This window comes from Solibacillus silvestris, from assembly GCF_051967575.1.
Lineage (GTDB): Bacteria > Bacillota > Bacilli > Bacillales_A > Planococcaceae > Solibacillus > Solibacillus silvestris_B.
Genome location: NZ_JBQCJW010000006.1, coordinates 123,439 through 137,494, shown reverse-complemented (window position 1 = coordinate 137,494; position 14,056 = coordinate 123,439). Strand labels below are relative to the sequence as shown.

The 14,056-nt window shown below is 39.6% G+C and carries 15 protein-coding genes; 9 read left to right on the top strand and 6 right to left on the bottom strand.

All coding sequences use genetic code 11. The features are described from left to right. Positions 1 to 2: 2 nt before the first annotated feature. The 8 genes from paiA (at position 3) to ACTHOQ_RS05970 (ending at position 6,764) form a co-directional block, all read left to right on the top strand. Positions 3 to 518 (top strand): spermidine/spermine N(1)-acetyltransferase, encoded by a 516-nt coding sequence (paiA, locus tag ACTHOQ_RS06005; protein ID WP_440494833.1) that lies wholly within the window; start codon positions 3 to 5, stop codon positions 516 to 518. A 9-nt stretch (positions 519 to 527) separates the two neighbouring features. After that, positions 528 to 1,130, top strand: a complete 603-nt coding sequence (locus ACTHOQ_RS06000; protein ID WP_440494832.1) for an FMN-binding negative transcriptional regulator — start codon at positions 528 to 530, stop codon at positions 1,128 to 1,130. Between the two features lie 165 nt (positions 1,131 to 1,295). Continuing rightward, on the top strand, positions 1,296 to 1,826 hold the full coding sequence (locus ACTHOQ_RS05995) for a YceI family protein (RefSeq protein ID WP_440494831.1): 531 nt from the start codon (positions 1,296 to 1,298) through the stop codon (positions 1,824 to 1,826). Positions 1,827 to 2,724: 898 nt separating this feature from the next. Beyond that, on the top strand, positions 2,725 to 3,267 hold the full coding sequence (locus tag ACTHOQ_RS05990) for a DUF5412 family protein (RefSeq protein ID WP_440494829.1): 543 nt from the start codon (positions 2,725 to 2,727) through the stop codon (positions 3,265 to 3,267). A gap of 11 nt (positions 3,268 to 3,278) precedes the next feature. After that, on the top strand, positions 3,279 to 3,941 hold the full coding sequence (locus tag ACTHOQ_RS05985; protein WP_440494828.1) for an HAD hydrolase-like protein: 663 nt from the start codon (positions 3,279 to 3,281) through the stop codon (positions 3,939 to 3,941). A 387-nt stretch (positions 3,942 to 4,328) separates the two neighbouring features. Further along, the gene (locus tag ACTHOQ_RS05980) at positions 4,329 to 4,850 is read left to right on the top strand and encodes a sigma-70 family RNA polymerase sigma factor (RefSeq protein ID WP_440494827.1); all 522 of its coding nucleotides are present in this window, start codon (positions 4,329 to 4,331) and stop codon (positions 4,848 to 4,850) included. Next, positions 4,843 to 6,396, top strand: coding sequence for a S26 family signal peptidase (locus ACTHOQ_RS05975; protein WP_440494826.1), 1,554 nt, complete (start codon positions 4,843 to 4,845; stop codon positions 6,394 to 6,396). Before ACTHOQ_RS05980 ends, ACTHOQ_RS05975 begins: the two co-directional genes overlap by 8 nt. Positions 6,397 to 6,506: 110 nt before the next feature. Further along, a complete protein-coding gene (locus tag ACTHOQ_RS05970; protein ID WP_440494825.1) occupies positions 6,507 to 6,764 on the top strand; it encodes a translation initiation factor 2 in 258 nt (85 codons plus the stop codon). Between the two features lie 74 nt (positions 6,765 to 6,838). Here ACTHOQ_RS05970 and ACTHOQ_RS05965 read toward each other — a convergent pair whose 3' ends face one another. After that, complete coding sequence (locus ACTHOQ_RS05965; RefSeq protein ID WP_440494824.1) at positions 6,839 to 7,315, bottom strand: hypothetical protein; 477 nt, start codon at positions 7,313 to 7,315, stop codon at positions 6,839 to 6,841. 441 nt (positions 7,316 to 7,756) lie between these two features. Here ACTHOQ_RS05965 and ACTHOQ_RS05960 point away from each other — a divergent pair, with 441 nt between their 5' ends. After that, entirely contained in the window at positions 7,757 to 9,322 is a 1,566-nt protein-coding gene (locus tag ACTHOQ_RS05960; RefSeq protein WP_440494822.1) for a sensor domain-containing diguanylate cyclase, read from the top strand. A 227-nt stretch (positions 9,323 to 9,549) separates the two neighbouring features. On the opposite strand, the gene ACTHOQ_RS05955 is transcribed toward ACTHOQ_RS05960, so the two are convergent. The 5 genes from ACTHOQ_RS05955 to ACTHOQ_RS05935 form a co-directional block, all read right to left on the bottom strand. Next, on the bottom strand, positions 9,550 to 10,314 hold the full coding sequence (locus ACTHOQ_RS05955) for an SDR family oxidoreductase (protein ID WP_440494821.1): 765 nt from the start codon (positions 10,312 to 10,314) through the stop codon (positions 9,550 to 9,552). A 147-nt stretch (positions 10,315 to 10,461) separates the two neighbouring features. Beyond that, on the bottom strand, positions 10,462 to 11,193 hold the full coding sequence (locus ACTHOQ_RS05950; protein ID WP_440494820.1) for an alpha/beta hydrolase: 732 nt from the start codon (positions 11,191 to 11,193) through the stop codon (positions 10,462 to 10,464). A 9-nt stretch (positions 11,194 to 11,202) separates the two neighbouring features. Then, positions 11,203 to 11,988 carry an ABC transporter ATP-binding protein gene (locus ACTHOQ_RS05945; RefSeq protein WP_440494819.1) on the bottom strand — a complete coding sequence of 262 codons (786 nt, stop codon included), beginning with the start codon at positions 11,986 to 11,988 and terminating at the stop codon, positions 11,203 to 11,205. A gap of 5 nt (positions 11,989 to 11,993) precedes the next feature. Further along, entirely contained in the window at positions 11,994 to 13,022 is a 1,029-nt protein-coding gene (locus ACTHOQ_RS05940; protein ID WP_440494817.1) for a FecCD family ABC transporter permease, read from the bottom strand. Further along, positions 13,012 to 14,022, bottom strand: a complete 1,011-nt coding sequence (locus tag ACTHOQ_RS05935; RefSeq protein ID WP_440494815.1) for a FecCD family ABC transporter permease — start codon at positions 14,020 to 14,022, stop codon at positions 13,012 to 13,014. Before ACTHOQ_RS05935 ends, ACTHOQ_RS05940 begins: the two co-directional genes overlap by 11 nt. Positions 14,023 to 14,056: the final 34 nt, after the last annotated feature.

The following is a 14,056-nucleotide window of genomic DNA, read 5'->3' as shown; positions in this document are numbered from 1 at the left end:
AAATGAACATTCAACTAATACAATGTACGTCAGAGCATTTACAGGCATTGCAAAAAATAAGCCGTGAAACATTTTACGAAACGTTCCATGAGCAAAACAACGCCGAAAATATGGCTGCTTATTTAAATGAGGCATTTTCAAATGAGAAATTAACTACCGAACTGCAAAATGTACATTCTGTTTTCAAGTTACTGTATGTGAATGAAGCACTTGCAGGATATTTAAAAGTGAATGCAAATGAAGCACAGTCGGAAAAAATGGAATCAGACTCTCTGGAAGTAGAACGTATTTACATTTCGAGTAAATTTCAAAAATTAGGGCTCGGAAAAGTTTTGATGGATGAAGCAATTCGATTGGCAAAAGAAATGGAAAAAACGAAAATTTGGCTCGGGGTTTGGGAGAATAATGAAAATGCGATTGCGTTTTATGAAAAACAAAGCTTTCAAAAAACAGGAGCCCATTCATTTCACATGGGTGAGGAAGAGCAAATTGATTTGATTATGACTAAAGAATTGTGAGGTAAAAACATGTATATACCAAAATATTATGCATTAAAAGATGAACACAAAATTGTTCAGTTTATAAAAGATTACAGTTTCGCGACTTTTGTAGCGATGCATCGCGGGATTCCAGCCGCCACCCATTTACCGCTTCATTTAAGCGAAGACAATCAATATTTATACGGTCATTTTGCGCGTGCGAATCCACAATGGAAAGACTGTGTCGATCAGCAGATCCTCGCTATTTTCAACGGTCCGCACAGCTATATCTCGTCATCTTGGTATGAAACAAAGGATTCAGTCCCTACATGGAATTACGTCGCAATCCATGTAAACGGCCGTGTCGAGCTGCTGGAAGATAAAGAAGAAATCCGGGTGTCATTGCAGCAATTAGTCAAAAAGTACGAAGCCCCTAATAGCCCGTATGATGTGAATGACGTTGATGATAATTATATGAACAGCTTATTAAAAGGGATCGTTCCGTTTAAAATTCACGTACAGTCGGTTGAAGCTGCCGCAAAATTGAGCCAAGGTCACTCAAAAGAGCGACAAGCACTCGTCATTGAAGAATTGCTGAAACGTAATGAAGGATTTGATGAAAAAATTGCTAAATTAATGATGGAAAATTAAACAATCTAACCTTCTATTCAATTATTTCCTATACGCTTCGAATTATCGGAATTTTCAAAATTACAGACTCTTTCAATTGACAGTAATCTCTTGTTATGGTAAATTTACTTCGAATTCAAGATAAAAACAATCTTGAATTTTTATAATAGTTGGGAGGAATTTAACATGGCAAAATGGCAAATCGATCAGGCACACTCAACAATAGGCTTTGAAGTTAAGCACATGATGGTTTCGAAAGTTAAAGGACAGTTTACTGACTATTCAGCAGAAGTTGAAGTGGATGATCTGACAGACTTAACGTCAGCAAACATTGATATTACAATTGATGCGACAAGTATTACTACGAACAACGGTGATCGTGACAATCATTTAAAATCAGCCGAATTCTTTGACATCGAACAATTCCCCGAAATTAAATTCAAATCGACAAGCATCGCAAAAAACGGCGATGATTATAAAGTTTCGGGCGATTTGACGATTAGAGATGTGACAAAACCTGTTGTATTTGATGTAGAATACGGCGGCAAAGGCACAAATCCATGGGGTGTGGATGTTTACGGCTTTGAAGCAGAAACGAAAATTGATCGTGAAGAATTCGGGCTGACGTGGAATGCCGCGCTTGAAACAGGTGGCGTATTAGTAGGAAAAGATATTAAAATAAAAGTAGAGCTAGAATTAAATCCCGAAACAGAATAGTAAATAACATTCCGGACGTTTTTTTAAGTTAAAGATTTTACAAATTACGCTCGCTATTCAGATGAAAACAAGGCATTTTCTATTCAAATTGAGTAGAAAATGCCTTGTTTCATTTTTATTTAGCGGTTCTAAAATACATTTAATTTTAACTGAATTTATCGGTATTGCTGCCTTGGATACCCATGCCAAATAAGCTCGCTGCTTTAGAAGTTTAATATATAAGGATTTTTAACTTCATTTTTTTTGCAAGCACGTTGAACTCATCCATCCCTTGCAAACTCCTCGGTACATATGTTTAATGGGTTTACGGTAACGAAATAGACTTTATGTTTCATTTTAATATAAAAGCCCTTCTCTTTTATTAAATAAAATTTTCATTTTCGGATTTGAAATCTTAACCTTAAATAAATGAAAGAAACTTAAGCGGCGTTTTTCCGGTTATATGTGTAAGGAAGTCCGTTTTGCGAATATATAAAGGGAATTTTTCCGGTTATGTAAAGAATAAATCTCCTTTTTCTTATTTTAAGGGTTGATAGGCGGAATTTCTCCGTATATTTACGTTATTTTTTGTTCAACTTTCTGAATAGACGGAGTTTTTCCGCCTAATTTTTAGATGAAATGCTTATCCCGATACTCCAACAGATAAGAGCGTACCCTGTTCATCCCACATACTAGGTTCAGTATCTCTTTATCGTCTTGCCGTGTAGCTTCAAATACTCGTCGATTGCTTTATCGGATATGGCTGCCCAGATTTCAATTAACTTATAAAATTTCTCGAATGAAGAGGACTGTTTTTCAGCGCTCTCTACTTTTATAGTTATTTTTCAAGCAACCTTACTCCCCTATTGCCGTCCTCATTATAAACATTATTTTCCAGAGCACTTGGGGAGGCGCTTTTTTGCGAAATTATTATTCAGGCATTGCTTTATTTAGTTCTTGTCTGCTATTTTTAATCATCTGCTATTATTTGTTGATGAATACGTTGTGGGCATTTTCCAGTACAACGCTTATTGCCTTGGCCATCCTATTTGTATTGACCTTTTACATTATGCTAAAAGAATTTAAACGGCTCACTCGCCCGAAAAAGGTTATAGCTGTTATTATCAATACAATATGCTTCATTTTCACAGCATTAATACTCGTGTATTTTGCATTAAAACTGCTCATCATTTCCTTAGGCGGCGCGGAACATTTGCTGACATCACAATCGCCAAACAAACAATATACCGTTGATTTTTACGCATTCGATGCAGGCGCGATGGGTACGTTCGGGATTCGGGCAGAGCTTGATGGTCCTTTAGGATTAAAAAAGCATCTTTATTACGAACGGCATGCGGAACAAGCAAATGTACAATGGCTTTCAAACGAAATTGTCATTATAAACGGGCATGAACTGAATTTAAAAAATGGCGATACATTCGGCTATAAAATTACAAAGTGAGGACGATTCCAATGCAGACAGCAATCATTTTCGATATGGACGGCACATTATTTCAAACAGATCTTATTTTAGAAAGAGCACTCGAGCAGACATTTGAGCATTTGCGTGGAAATGGGCTTTGGTCTGGCAGGACACCGATAGAAACATACCGCAGAATAATGGGGGTTCCATTAAATGTCGTATGGGAAACTTTATGTCCCGTACATTCCGCGGAGATCCGGGAACAGAGCAATCAGCACTTCCAAGTCGCACTTATAAATGAAATCGAAAAAGGCAATGGCGCATTATATGCCGGCGTTGAAAGGACACTGCAAAAATTGAGCGAAAAGTACCCTTTATATATTGCCAGCAATGGTGAAACAGCTTATTTGCAAGCAATTATGGAACGGTATCGATTAAATCGCTGGATAAAAAAATGCTACAGTATTGACCAGATCGAGTCAAAAGATAAATCGCATTTGGTCGAGCATATTATGAACGAGCAGTCTGTTCATTGTGGCTATATGATCGGTGACCGCGCTTCGGATATAAATGCGGCCATTCATAATAAATTGACTTCCATTGCAGTGAATTTCGACTTTGCACAGCTCGGTGAAATTAGACATGCTAACTTTATCGTCAATCAGTTTCCTGACATTTTTAATATTGTTATGCATGAGCCATTAGGGGTTTAATACTGTGACTGCTTGAAAAACGTTTTCATATTTATTTCTGATTCCAAGGTTGCTAACATTGGTTTTTTCCTATGCATAGGAATTTTTGATCATGTCTTATATCCCACCCAATTTACTGTACCCGAAGCACGGTTCGCACATTTTTCATCCATGGACGAGCAGAGGATTTTGCGGACGGAACTGCACTGCTGTACATCCCTTTCTCCATATGCCCCGTATTATTGACAGCGCCTAATTTATTTTGCAGCTTAAAAATTTCAAAGTCGGCTTTGAAATGATACGGCGCGGAAATCTCCAGGTATGGGAGCAGACAATTGCCCATTACCTGGTTTTTTTGAAACTATATGCATGCGTCGCTCGTCTATTGCGCAGAGAAAGGAGGCATTTATGAGTACATATGAAATGAGAGAAATAATGCAAACTTATGGCGATTATTTGACACGGCTTTCGTATGTTTATGTGAAAAACTGGACAATTGCAGAAGACATCGTACAAGACGTATTTATTAAATATTTTGAAACCCGGCAATTTGAAGGACGTGCCAGCTTAAAAACTTATTTAGCGAAAATGACCATTCATAAAAGCTGTGACCATTTGCGAAGCTTTAAAAACCGGATTCGTATATTGGAAAATCTTTGGAATAGTATGCCGAGCGATTCAATGCCCTCCACAGAACAACAGACTTTAAAAAAGCTTGAGCAAAACTCCATCGCTAATTCAGTATTACAATTGCCGATTAAATATCGTGAAGTAATTGTGCTGTTTTATTATGAAGAATTAACAAGTCTGGAAATCGCGGCATTGCTTGACACTTCTGAAAACACTATTAAAACAAGGTTGCGGCGAGGCCGGGCTTTATTGAAAACATCGCTGAGCGGACTCCAATTGAGAGGTGATTTTTTTGAATGAAATAAAACGCCAACTGCAAAATGTATTGGAAGAGGAATATCGATTTGTGAATAAAAACGAACAAGCGGTTATCAACCATATTCAAAATCGAAAAAAGAAAAATCGGAAAGTTTCCGTCGTTGCTATAAGTTTCATTGCGTTATTAGCGCTCGTATTACTCGCCGGGTTTTGGCAGCAGGATCGGCAGCTGCACGCAAAGTTCGAGCGTTATTTTGAAGAAAAAATGTTCGGAAAAGACTACGATATTCTATTCAGACAATTTGACTACTTGAAGGAACAAGATGCACTTGTCGCTTTCATTGAATACGAAAAAGAGCGCAAAGTTATCTATTTAGCGTATTTTGAATATGAAGACGGCTGGGAATGGAGACAAACGACCGGTGCGCAAAATAATCCATATCACCATGAGCGTTTGTGGAGTTCAACAGTGCAGGAGCCGTTCATGTATGCTGGTGTCATCGAAACAGCCCATCTAGATAAAATACTTGTCGGTCAAAAAGAAGCGCATACTGTAAAGCTTGATAATGACTTAACATATTGGTTTGCGGTAAGCGAAAAAGCAGCGCGCATCGTTGTTCATAAAACGAATGGCGAATGGGTTCGTTTAGCCGAATCTATTAGTGCTGAAAATGATGAAGCAATTACTGTGCCGGTTGTTGATTCATTGTCCCCTACCCAGTCTTTCATTGAGCTAAAAGTGGACACGATGGATCGCGGTAATAAAGACTATTATGAATATCCTCTTGTCGTCGATTCATCGATAGAAAATTTGCAGCGCGGCGATGTAATCACATATATAAATAACAATGGGCAGCAAACGATTAGCCGTGTGCTGGGGCTCCCTAACGAAAAAATCGAAATAAAAAATGGTTCGGTAATAACGAACATGAATCATATCGCCCATGATTATATGTTCGCAAAAATAATGGGCGAACCAGTATACGAACAATATATGGAAAAAATGAAAGGACAGCATTTTAATGAGCAGGAAGCAAAAAATATATATTTCACCAGCTTCCCTCATACACAGTTAGCTGCGAACGAATTATTCGTCGTGCCAGACAATTGGGCGCGAGGGGCAGCAGAAGTTATTACTCTTGATCAGTTGCGCGGAAAAATTGCGGGCTATGCTCGTCAAAATTACGATGCACTTTGGTCGGAAAAAGAACGCGATTTATATACTCAATTTAAAATGGCAAACGATGTTGAAATATTTCGCGGTGTGGATCCGATCACATATGTTCGTGTTCAGCTTTATGCAAAGTTTTTAATTGATGAACAAACAAATTATCGCATGTACACATCAAAAGAAGGTCATGTACTTTGGTCCGAGTCTGAACATATGAAGGAAAACACAATTATCGGGAGTGAAAAAAACCGTTTTTGGGCATTGCGTCGCGCGAAGTTAATCGAACGAGGGGAATTCCAGGAAAATGGCGATGATGGCGTCATTAAATACAAACTGGAAAACGGGGATACTGGCATTTGGACGATGACAAAAAGCAATACCGGCATTTGGCAATCGAATTTTTTGCCGATTCAATAATGGCCTTGGCAAGGGAGTATTGTAAAGACGCAATCCCATCTTCTTTTTTCCATGCTAGTACGAGTGAAATTATGGTACCCTTTTTATAAACGTATATAGGGAGGCCTTCAATGGACAAAAACAACCGTTTACTTAAATTAAGCTTGATTTTTGCGATAATCGGAATGTTGCTCATAGTATTCAATGGTCATCTTGCGAATATGTTTGGGTCTGTTTGGTTAAATTCAATTGGCGGCATTTCCGACAGCGAGCAATTTTTATTCGTCAAAACAAGTTATGCCAATGCTTCCCTCATAATCGGGGGTATATTGTTTGGTGTCAGCTTCACCGCATCGCTCTATAGCTGGTATGAAACATTTGGCGAATAATAGCAGAAAAGGCATCGGGAGTAATATACCCGATGCCCTTCGCTTTACAGATTCTTGATTTCAAAGTTACTTCTCTACTTATTACCGGTTTTATATTGCTCTTGAATGGAACGTTCCTCCACAGGCTCGTCCGGCAATCGATTGTACGGTTTCTTCTCCGTTTCAGTCAATTTTGCGGCCTCTTCATGTTCAACATTGCCCTCTACATGACTTCTTTCATTGTAGCTTTCCATCTGTTGTTCATCGCGCTCATCCGGTAAACGATTATACGATTTCTTTTCTGTTTCCGCTAAGTTTACATCTTCTTTATTTTCTTTCCTTTGTTCTATATGGCTTTTTTCATTATAATTTTCGACCTCTTTCTCATTGCGTTCGTCTGGCAGGCGGTTGAACGATTTTTTTTCAGTTTCTACTAAAAGATCTTCTTTCACATTGTCTTGCTGGATATCGACATGATTTGTCTCATCGAATTCCTTCACAGGCTGTCCTTTATGTTCATCCGGCACACGATTATAAGATTTTTTATTCGTTTCAAATTCTTTGTTTTCCATGATTAAATCCTCCTACTTTTTAAAATAGTCGATAAAGCATTATAGGAACTTGTAAATTGTCTTTTCCTCTAATCATCGACATTAAAACATCGGCCTCATACATGACAACGAAAATAAAATGCCATACTCGTAGAAAAAAGCCTTCTATTATTTATACAAAGCCTGTAATCGTCATCCCTTTGTCTTGTATAAATACGAAATAAACGGCTCAATTTGTCCGTGTGCTTATATACATGCCTCCATGCTTGAGAAAGGAAAAGCATATCCAAAATTGGGATTGCACCGATTTTCGAACATGATGGACTTCATTTAAATAATCCACAATCGGAAAACCTTTTTTTGGCGGAATTGATGATTTTCATGAAACGCGGGAACATTCCCTATGGTATACTAGCGATAGTTTAAATCATTAACATACCCAGATTGGGACAGGAGATTGTAATGTTTTCGTTACGGAACTATATTAAATTAAAATATTTATTTATTTCGGTCATTGCGCTGGCGTTCGTACTTTCTTCCATCATTAGTGTTTACAGCAGCTATAAGGGGAATATTCTCCTTATGCAAGAACAGACGCTTGAAAATAATCGGGTTTACGCTTTGAAGTTATCTGAAACGATTGATAAATTTGTTGCGGATACAAAGCAAATTATGCAGTATAGTGCAAAAATAATCGCATCTGATTTTGACAATGCCGAAAAATTGCAGCAGGAAGTGGACCGCCTTTATTCACAGGAGGATACATTTAGCTCGGTGCTGATTGTCGATGCGGAGGCTAATATTTTGGTCAATGCACCGCAGACGCTTGGGGCAGCAGGGAAAAAGGCCGAAATCAGGGAAGATCTTCGCAATCGGGAACCTTATATTTCAGACCCGTTCATTTCGCCAACCGGTCGTGAATTAATCATCCTTTCTGTGCCCATTTTTACAGATGACGGCATATATAAAGGATTAATAAGCGGGACAATCTATTTGCACCAGTCCAATATTTTTGAAGTGATTCTCGGACAGCATCCTTATGAAAACGGTTCGTACGTCTATGTTGTAGACACAAAAGGAAAACTCATTTATCATCCCGATCGATTGCGGCTAGGTGAAGACGTATCAGAAAATGAAGTCGTCAAGCGGCTGTTAAATAACAAGCAAGGCTCGCAGGCGATTGTCAATTCCGAAAACAAATCCATGTTGGCAGGATATAGCGGCTCTAAAACGACACGCTGGGGAATTATCGTCCAAACACCATATGACGAAGCGATTAAAATGGCCGGAAAACAAGGGCTGAATATTTTCTTTATCAGCTTGCCCTTCATTTTATTATCAACCATTCTTATCTTTATTTTGGCAACTCGCATCGTGAGGCCTCTCCAAAACATGGCTGAAATTGCTGAAAATAGTGTGAAGGAATACGAGGTGAAAAAGCTGAAGGATATTCGTGCTTGGTATTATGAAGCATACAAAATACAAGAAGCGCTCATCCAAAGCTTTTCGAGTTTGCATGGTAAATTAAACACGCTTAAAGAAGAATCATCGACAGATTCACTGACAAAGCTGCTCAACCGCCGTTCTTTTGATAAAGAAATGCAAATGCTGGCGGAACAGCAACAAGCCTATTCACTGGCCATTTTGGATGTGGATTGGTTCAAAGCTATCAATGATACATATGGGCACACAGTAGGCGATGAAGTTTTACAGCTGCTAGCCGGCAAATTAAAAGACTGCCTGCACAAGGATGACTTGGCGTGCCGTTACGGTGGAGAGGAATTTATACTCGTCTTTTCAGAAGCGTCTGTACAAGATGCTGCCTTCCGCGTTAAAGCGCTCCAACAAGAATTTTCGGAATTAGTCAGCCTTGTCGGCAAACCGCTCACTTTTTCAGCGGGGATTGCCCATTACCCATCACATGGCAATAGCTTGAAAACCATTATAGAGCAAGCCGATGAAGCTTTATATGCGGCTAAAGAAAACGGGCGCAACCGTGTGGAAATTCAAAAACTGCCTTCCTTATAAACAAGTAGTCTTTCTAAATGCTTACTGGAATCGGATGCATTGAAAGACTGCTTTTTTCTACCGCTCTTTTAAAGTATGGGAAACATAAGCAAAAAGAAGTCCCCGCAAGATTTCTCTTGCAATGAACTTCCTTTCCTAAGTGACTGCATGCATTTTCATGAATTGTAATGCAACGCCAAAATCGTCCATGCTATTTGCTGTTGTAGGTAGCTTCTGCTTTTTATCGGCTAGTATGCGCTCCATCCGGCATCTGCTGCTAGTACGACACCATTAATATATGATGATTCATCACTTGCCAAAAATAATGCGATATCGGCAATTTGATCTGGCTGTGCAGGTGCCGGCATTAAATCCTTTACACCGCGCGTTGCTTGCCCAAGACCAAACATATCGAAGTTTTCGATTGATTGAACTAGTCCTGTATCCACTTGCCCTGGGGCAATCGCATTGCAGCGGATGCCCATCAAGCCATAATGCGAAGCCACGTTTTTCGTCATTCCGGTAACTGCATGCTTAGCTGCTGTATATGTAAAGCCACCTCGGCCGCCCTGTAGGCCTGAAAGTGAAGACAAGTTGACAATTACTCCGCTTTTTTGCTCTTGGAAAATGGGTAAAATTTTACGAATGCCGCGCATTACGCCACCAACATTTATGTCCATGACACGCTGCCAAATTTCGTCGTCTACATTATGTGCCGCTTTCATATTATCAAGTACTCCTGCACAGTTCACTAAAATGTCCACACGGCCAAAATGTGAAACCGAATCATCAACCATCCGCTGAATATCTTCTTCGACTGCCACGTTCACTTTTACGCCAAATGCTTTCTTGCCGTCAGCCTTAAATTGTTCAACAGTTGCATTTAACGCTTCTTCATTGAAGTCGGCAATGACAATTTTTGCGCCCTCTGCCGCATATTTTGCTGCGATAGCTTTACCAATCCCGTTTGCTGCACCTGTAATAATTGCTACTTTATTTTCTAAACGCCCCATTTTAATAAAGCCTCCTTCTATAAGTTAGTACTAATATTAAACCATATTGAAAGCATCGTCAAAATACCGTACTCTTTCCTTAAAGTTCGTTCGAAAGGAGTTTTATATGTACAGCAGCCTGTTATTATGTGGTGTGTGCTCTGTTTGTTATAGTGTTTTCAAAAAACGCAGCACACGGCTTATTGTTGCCGGAATGACAGATGCATGATTTTCATCTGCGGCAATATAAAATTCACTATTCATCGTTTTTTCTTTTATCATATGAAAGAATTTTTGTGCATCGTCCACCATGTCCCCTTCCTCTCCGCCGACTGCAATATAAAGCGGCGCCGTAAAGCAGTTTTCTGCTTGCTGCATCATCTTGAGCAGCTCATGATTATTCCACCAAATCGATGGGCTTAATGCTATATACTTATAAAATGCGGAAGGATACGTTAAATAGCTCCAAAGCACAAACAATCCACCTAAGGAATGGCCGTAAAGCGATATCTTCTTTGCATTTACAGCATATTTACTGCAAATCATCGGGATAATTTGATGCAAAAGATAATCCATTAACTGCACCGCACCGCCAGCAGGCATTTCTTTCATAACCTTCCCCCTGCGAACCGGGAAATGATAGTGGGCAGCCGGTGCTGTAAAATCATAAAAACGCTGGTTTGGAATATCTTTTTCATAATGCCCGATACCGACAATGACAGCAGGCTCCACGCCAGTTTTTGCACGATTTCTTAGCTGGTTCGCCAATATTTCATGTAGTATTCTGCCATAGCGCGTGCCATCTAAAACGATAATGACAGAAAAACCATCTGCTGGCGGTGCTTCATCTAGTGAGAAAATCTCGATATTATATGAGTAATCATTAAATTTTGAATGCATTTTATCCACCTATTTCATTAAATTATAAGAAAAACATACGGGTGCTTGATGCTCATCATCCACTACAATTTTCGCATCAATTTGGAAAACGTCTTTTAAAATTTCCGCTGTCATGATTTGTTCTGGTGAACCTGTATAAAGCACCTTTCCTTTTTGCATTGCAATAAGCTCATCCGAAAATCGCGCAGCTTGATTCAAATCGTGCAGCACCATAATGATCGTGCACCCGAAATTTTTATTGAGCTGCTGCACGATTTCCAATACTTCGAGCTGATGCGCCATATCTAAATACGTTGTCGGCTCGTCCAGCAGCAAAATGTCTGTTTCTTGCGCTAATGCCATTGCAAGCCATACACGCTGGCGCTGTCCTCCTGATAGTGCCGAAATTTCCCGGTCCCTAAATTCTTCTGTATGTGTGACTTCCATTGCCCAATTGATTTTTCCGATATCCTCTTTCGTAAGTCGGCCAACATTTTTGCGATGCGGATAACGACCATATGCAATTAGCTCATGTACTTTTAGTTGCCCTGGCGCTGCTGGCGATTGGGCAAGCAACGCTAGTTTTTTTGCGATTTCCTTTGTCGCCATTGTGTTCATGTTTTCCTGCTGCAAGAAAATATCGCCGCATTCTTTTTTTAATATGCGGCCAATCGTTTTTAAAAAAGTCGACTTTCCGCAGCCATTCGGTCCAATAATTGTCGTAATTTTGCCTGTTTGAATCGAAACATTCAAATTTTCGATGATTCTATTGTTTTCATAGCCTGTCGTTAAGCTTTCAACTTCGAATACATACATATTGCTCACCCTTTCGCCTTTACGAGTAAATACAGGAAATACGGAATGCCGACTAGCGAGACGACAATGCCAACAGATAGCTCAACTGGTGAAAATACCGTCTTTGCAATATAGTCGGAAAATACGAGTAAAACGGCTCCTATAAAGAGGCTTACCGGCATCATATAGCGGTGATGGATGCCGACAAGCTGTCTTGCGATATGTGGAGCCATAAGTCCGATAAAACCGATGCTTCCTGACACAGAAACACATGCACTTACAAGGCCGACACTTGCTAATAATAATTTTATTTTTTCTTTTTCAAAGGAAATGCCAAGACTTATAATCGTGTCTTCTTCTAATTGAAAATAATCGAGCAAATACGATTTTTTATAAATATAAAAACCTAAAATGAAAAGCCAGGGCAACATCGCACTAACGAAATACCAATTCGAGTTATAAATCGAGCCATTCATCCAAATCGCGGCTGCTTGATAATCCCCTTCATCCATTTTTAACGACCAAAAAAGTGTCAGGGCACCAAAGCCTGTGTTAATCGCAATTCCTGTTAAGATGAGCTTTTGCATATCCATACGCCCTTGCTTATATGAAATCGCCAAAATAATCGCAGCTGCGAGCGCCCCGCCGACGAAGCCAAAAACCGGAACGATTAAAATTTTCAACAGACCATTGATTTCTACACCTATTAATTCAACTTGGAAGAAAAACATGAAGATGACAATTGCACAGCCTGCACCGGCATTAATGCCGATAATTCCCGGATCTGCCAGTGCGTTTTTTGTAATGCCTTGCAGCACGACCCCTGCCATTGCTAGACCCATTCCTACTAAAGCAGCCGTAATGATTCTTGGCAAGCGGAAATCGAATACGACAAGATCAAATTGCTCATTGGAATGAATGCGCAACAATGTTTTAAAAACTTCAGGTGTCGTCATCGTAAATGCACCGCTCGTCAAATGAATATACATTGAGGCAAAAAGAATAAAAAATAATGCACTAATAACAAATAGCCATTTTGTTTTTTTAAGCGGCATATTTTTCACCGCCTTTTCGACGAATTAAATATAAGAAGAATGGAACTCCAATAAGTGCAGTCACTACTCCAACCGGTGTTTCGAACGGGAAATTAACGTAACGACTTATTAAATCACATGCAGATAGGAAAAATGCCCCTAACACTGCAGAGCACGGGATAATCATCCGGTAATCAACCCCCATCAGCATCCTGACAATATGCGGTACGACTAATCCGACAAATGCGATTTTCCCTACAAGGGCCACAGCTGTCCCTGTTAAAATCGCAACAGCCAGCATGCTTAGTACTTTTACAGTTCTCGTTTTTTGTCCCAGACTTACTGCAACCTCTTCCCCTAGCGCCGTTATTGTGACAGCACGAGATATTAATATGGCTAGTGCGAGCCCGATGAGCCCAATCGGCACACATAAATAAATCAGTTCCATTTCGACCGTATGTACTTTTGAGTTGTACCACATCGTAATTGTTTGCGAAATTTGATGGTACATTGCAATCGCAGTGCCGATACTGCTAATGAATGTTCCTATTACTGTGCCGATAATTGCTAACCGTACAGGCGATAAGCCATTTTTTATTATTGAAGCAAAGCCAAAAACGAGCGCTCCACCAAATAGGGATCCGAGCATTGATATTAATACTAATTGAAAACTGGACAGCCCTGGCAAAAATACGAAAGCCATCGTAATGAAAAAAGCCGAGCCATCCGTCACTCCCATTATCGAAGGAGATGCAAGGAAATTTCGCGTAACCCCTTGCATAATCGCTCCGGCCGCTGCTAAAAATGCCCCAACAAATAACACAGCGAGCACGCGTGGAATCCTTCCTGACCAAATAATTTGATGGTCTACATTTTCTTTATCAAAATGTAAAATCGCTTCTACTATAGTATTTCCGGGAATCGGCTTTGTCCCGAATGAAATCGAAACAATTGTCACGATAATGATTAAAATAGGCATAATTGTTGAAAATACAGTGAAATGCCGATATGGATGCTTCAAAAATCGTCAGTCCCCTTTTGTATGAATATAAGAA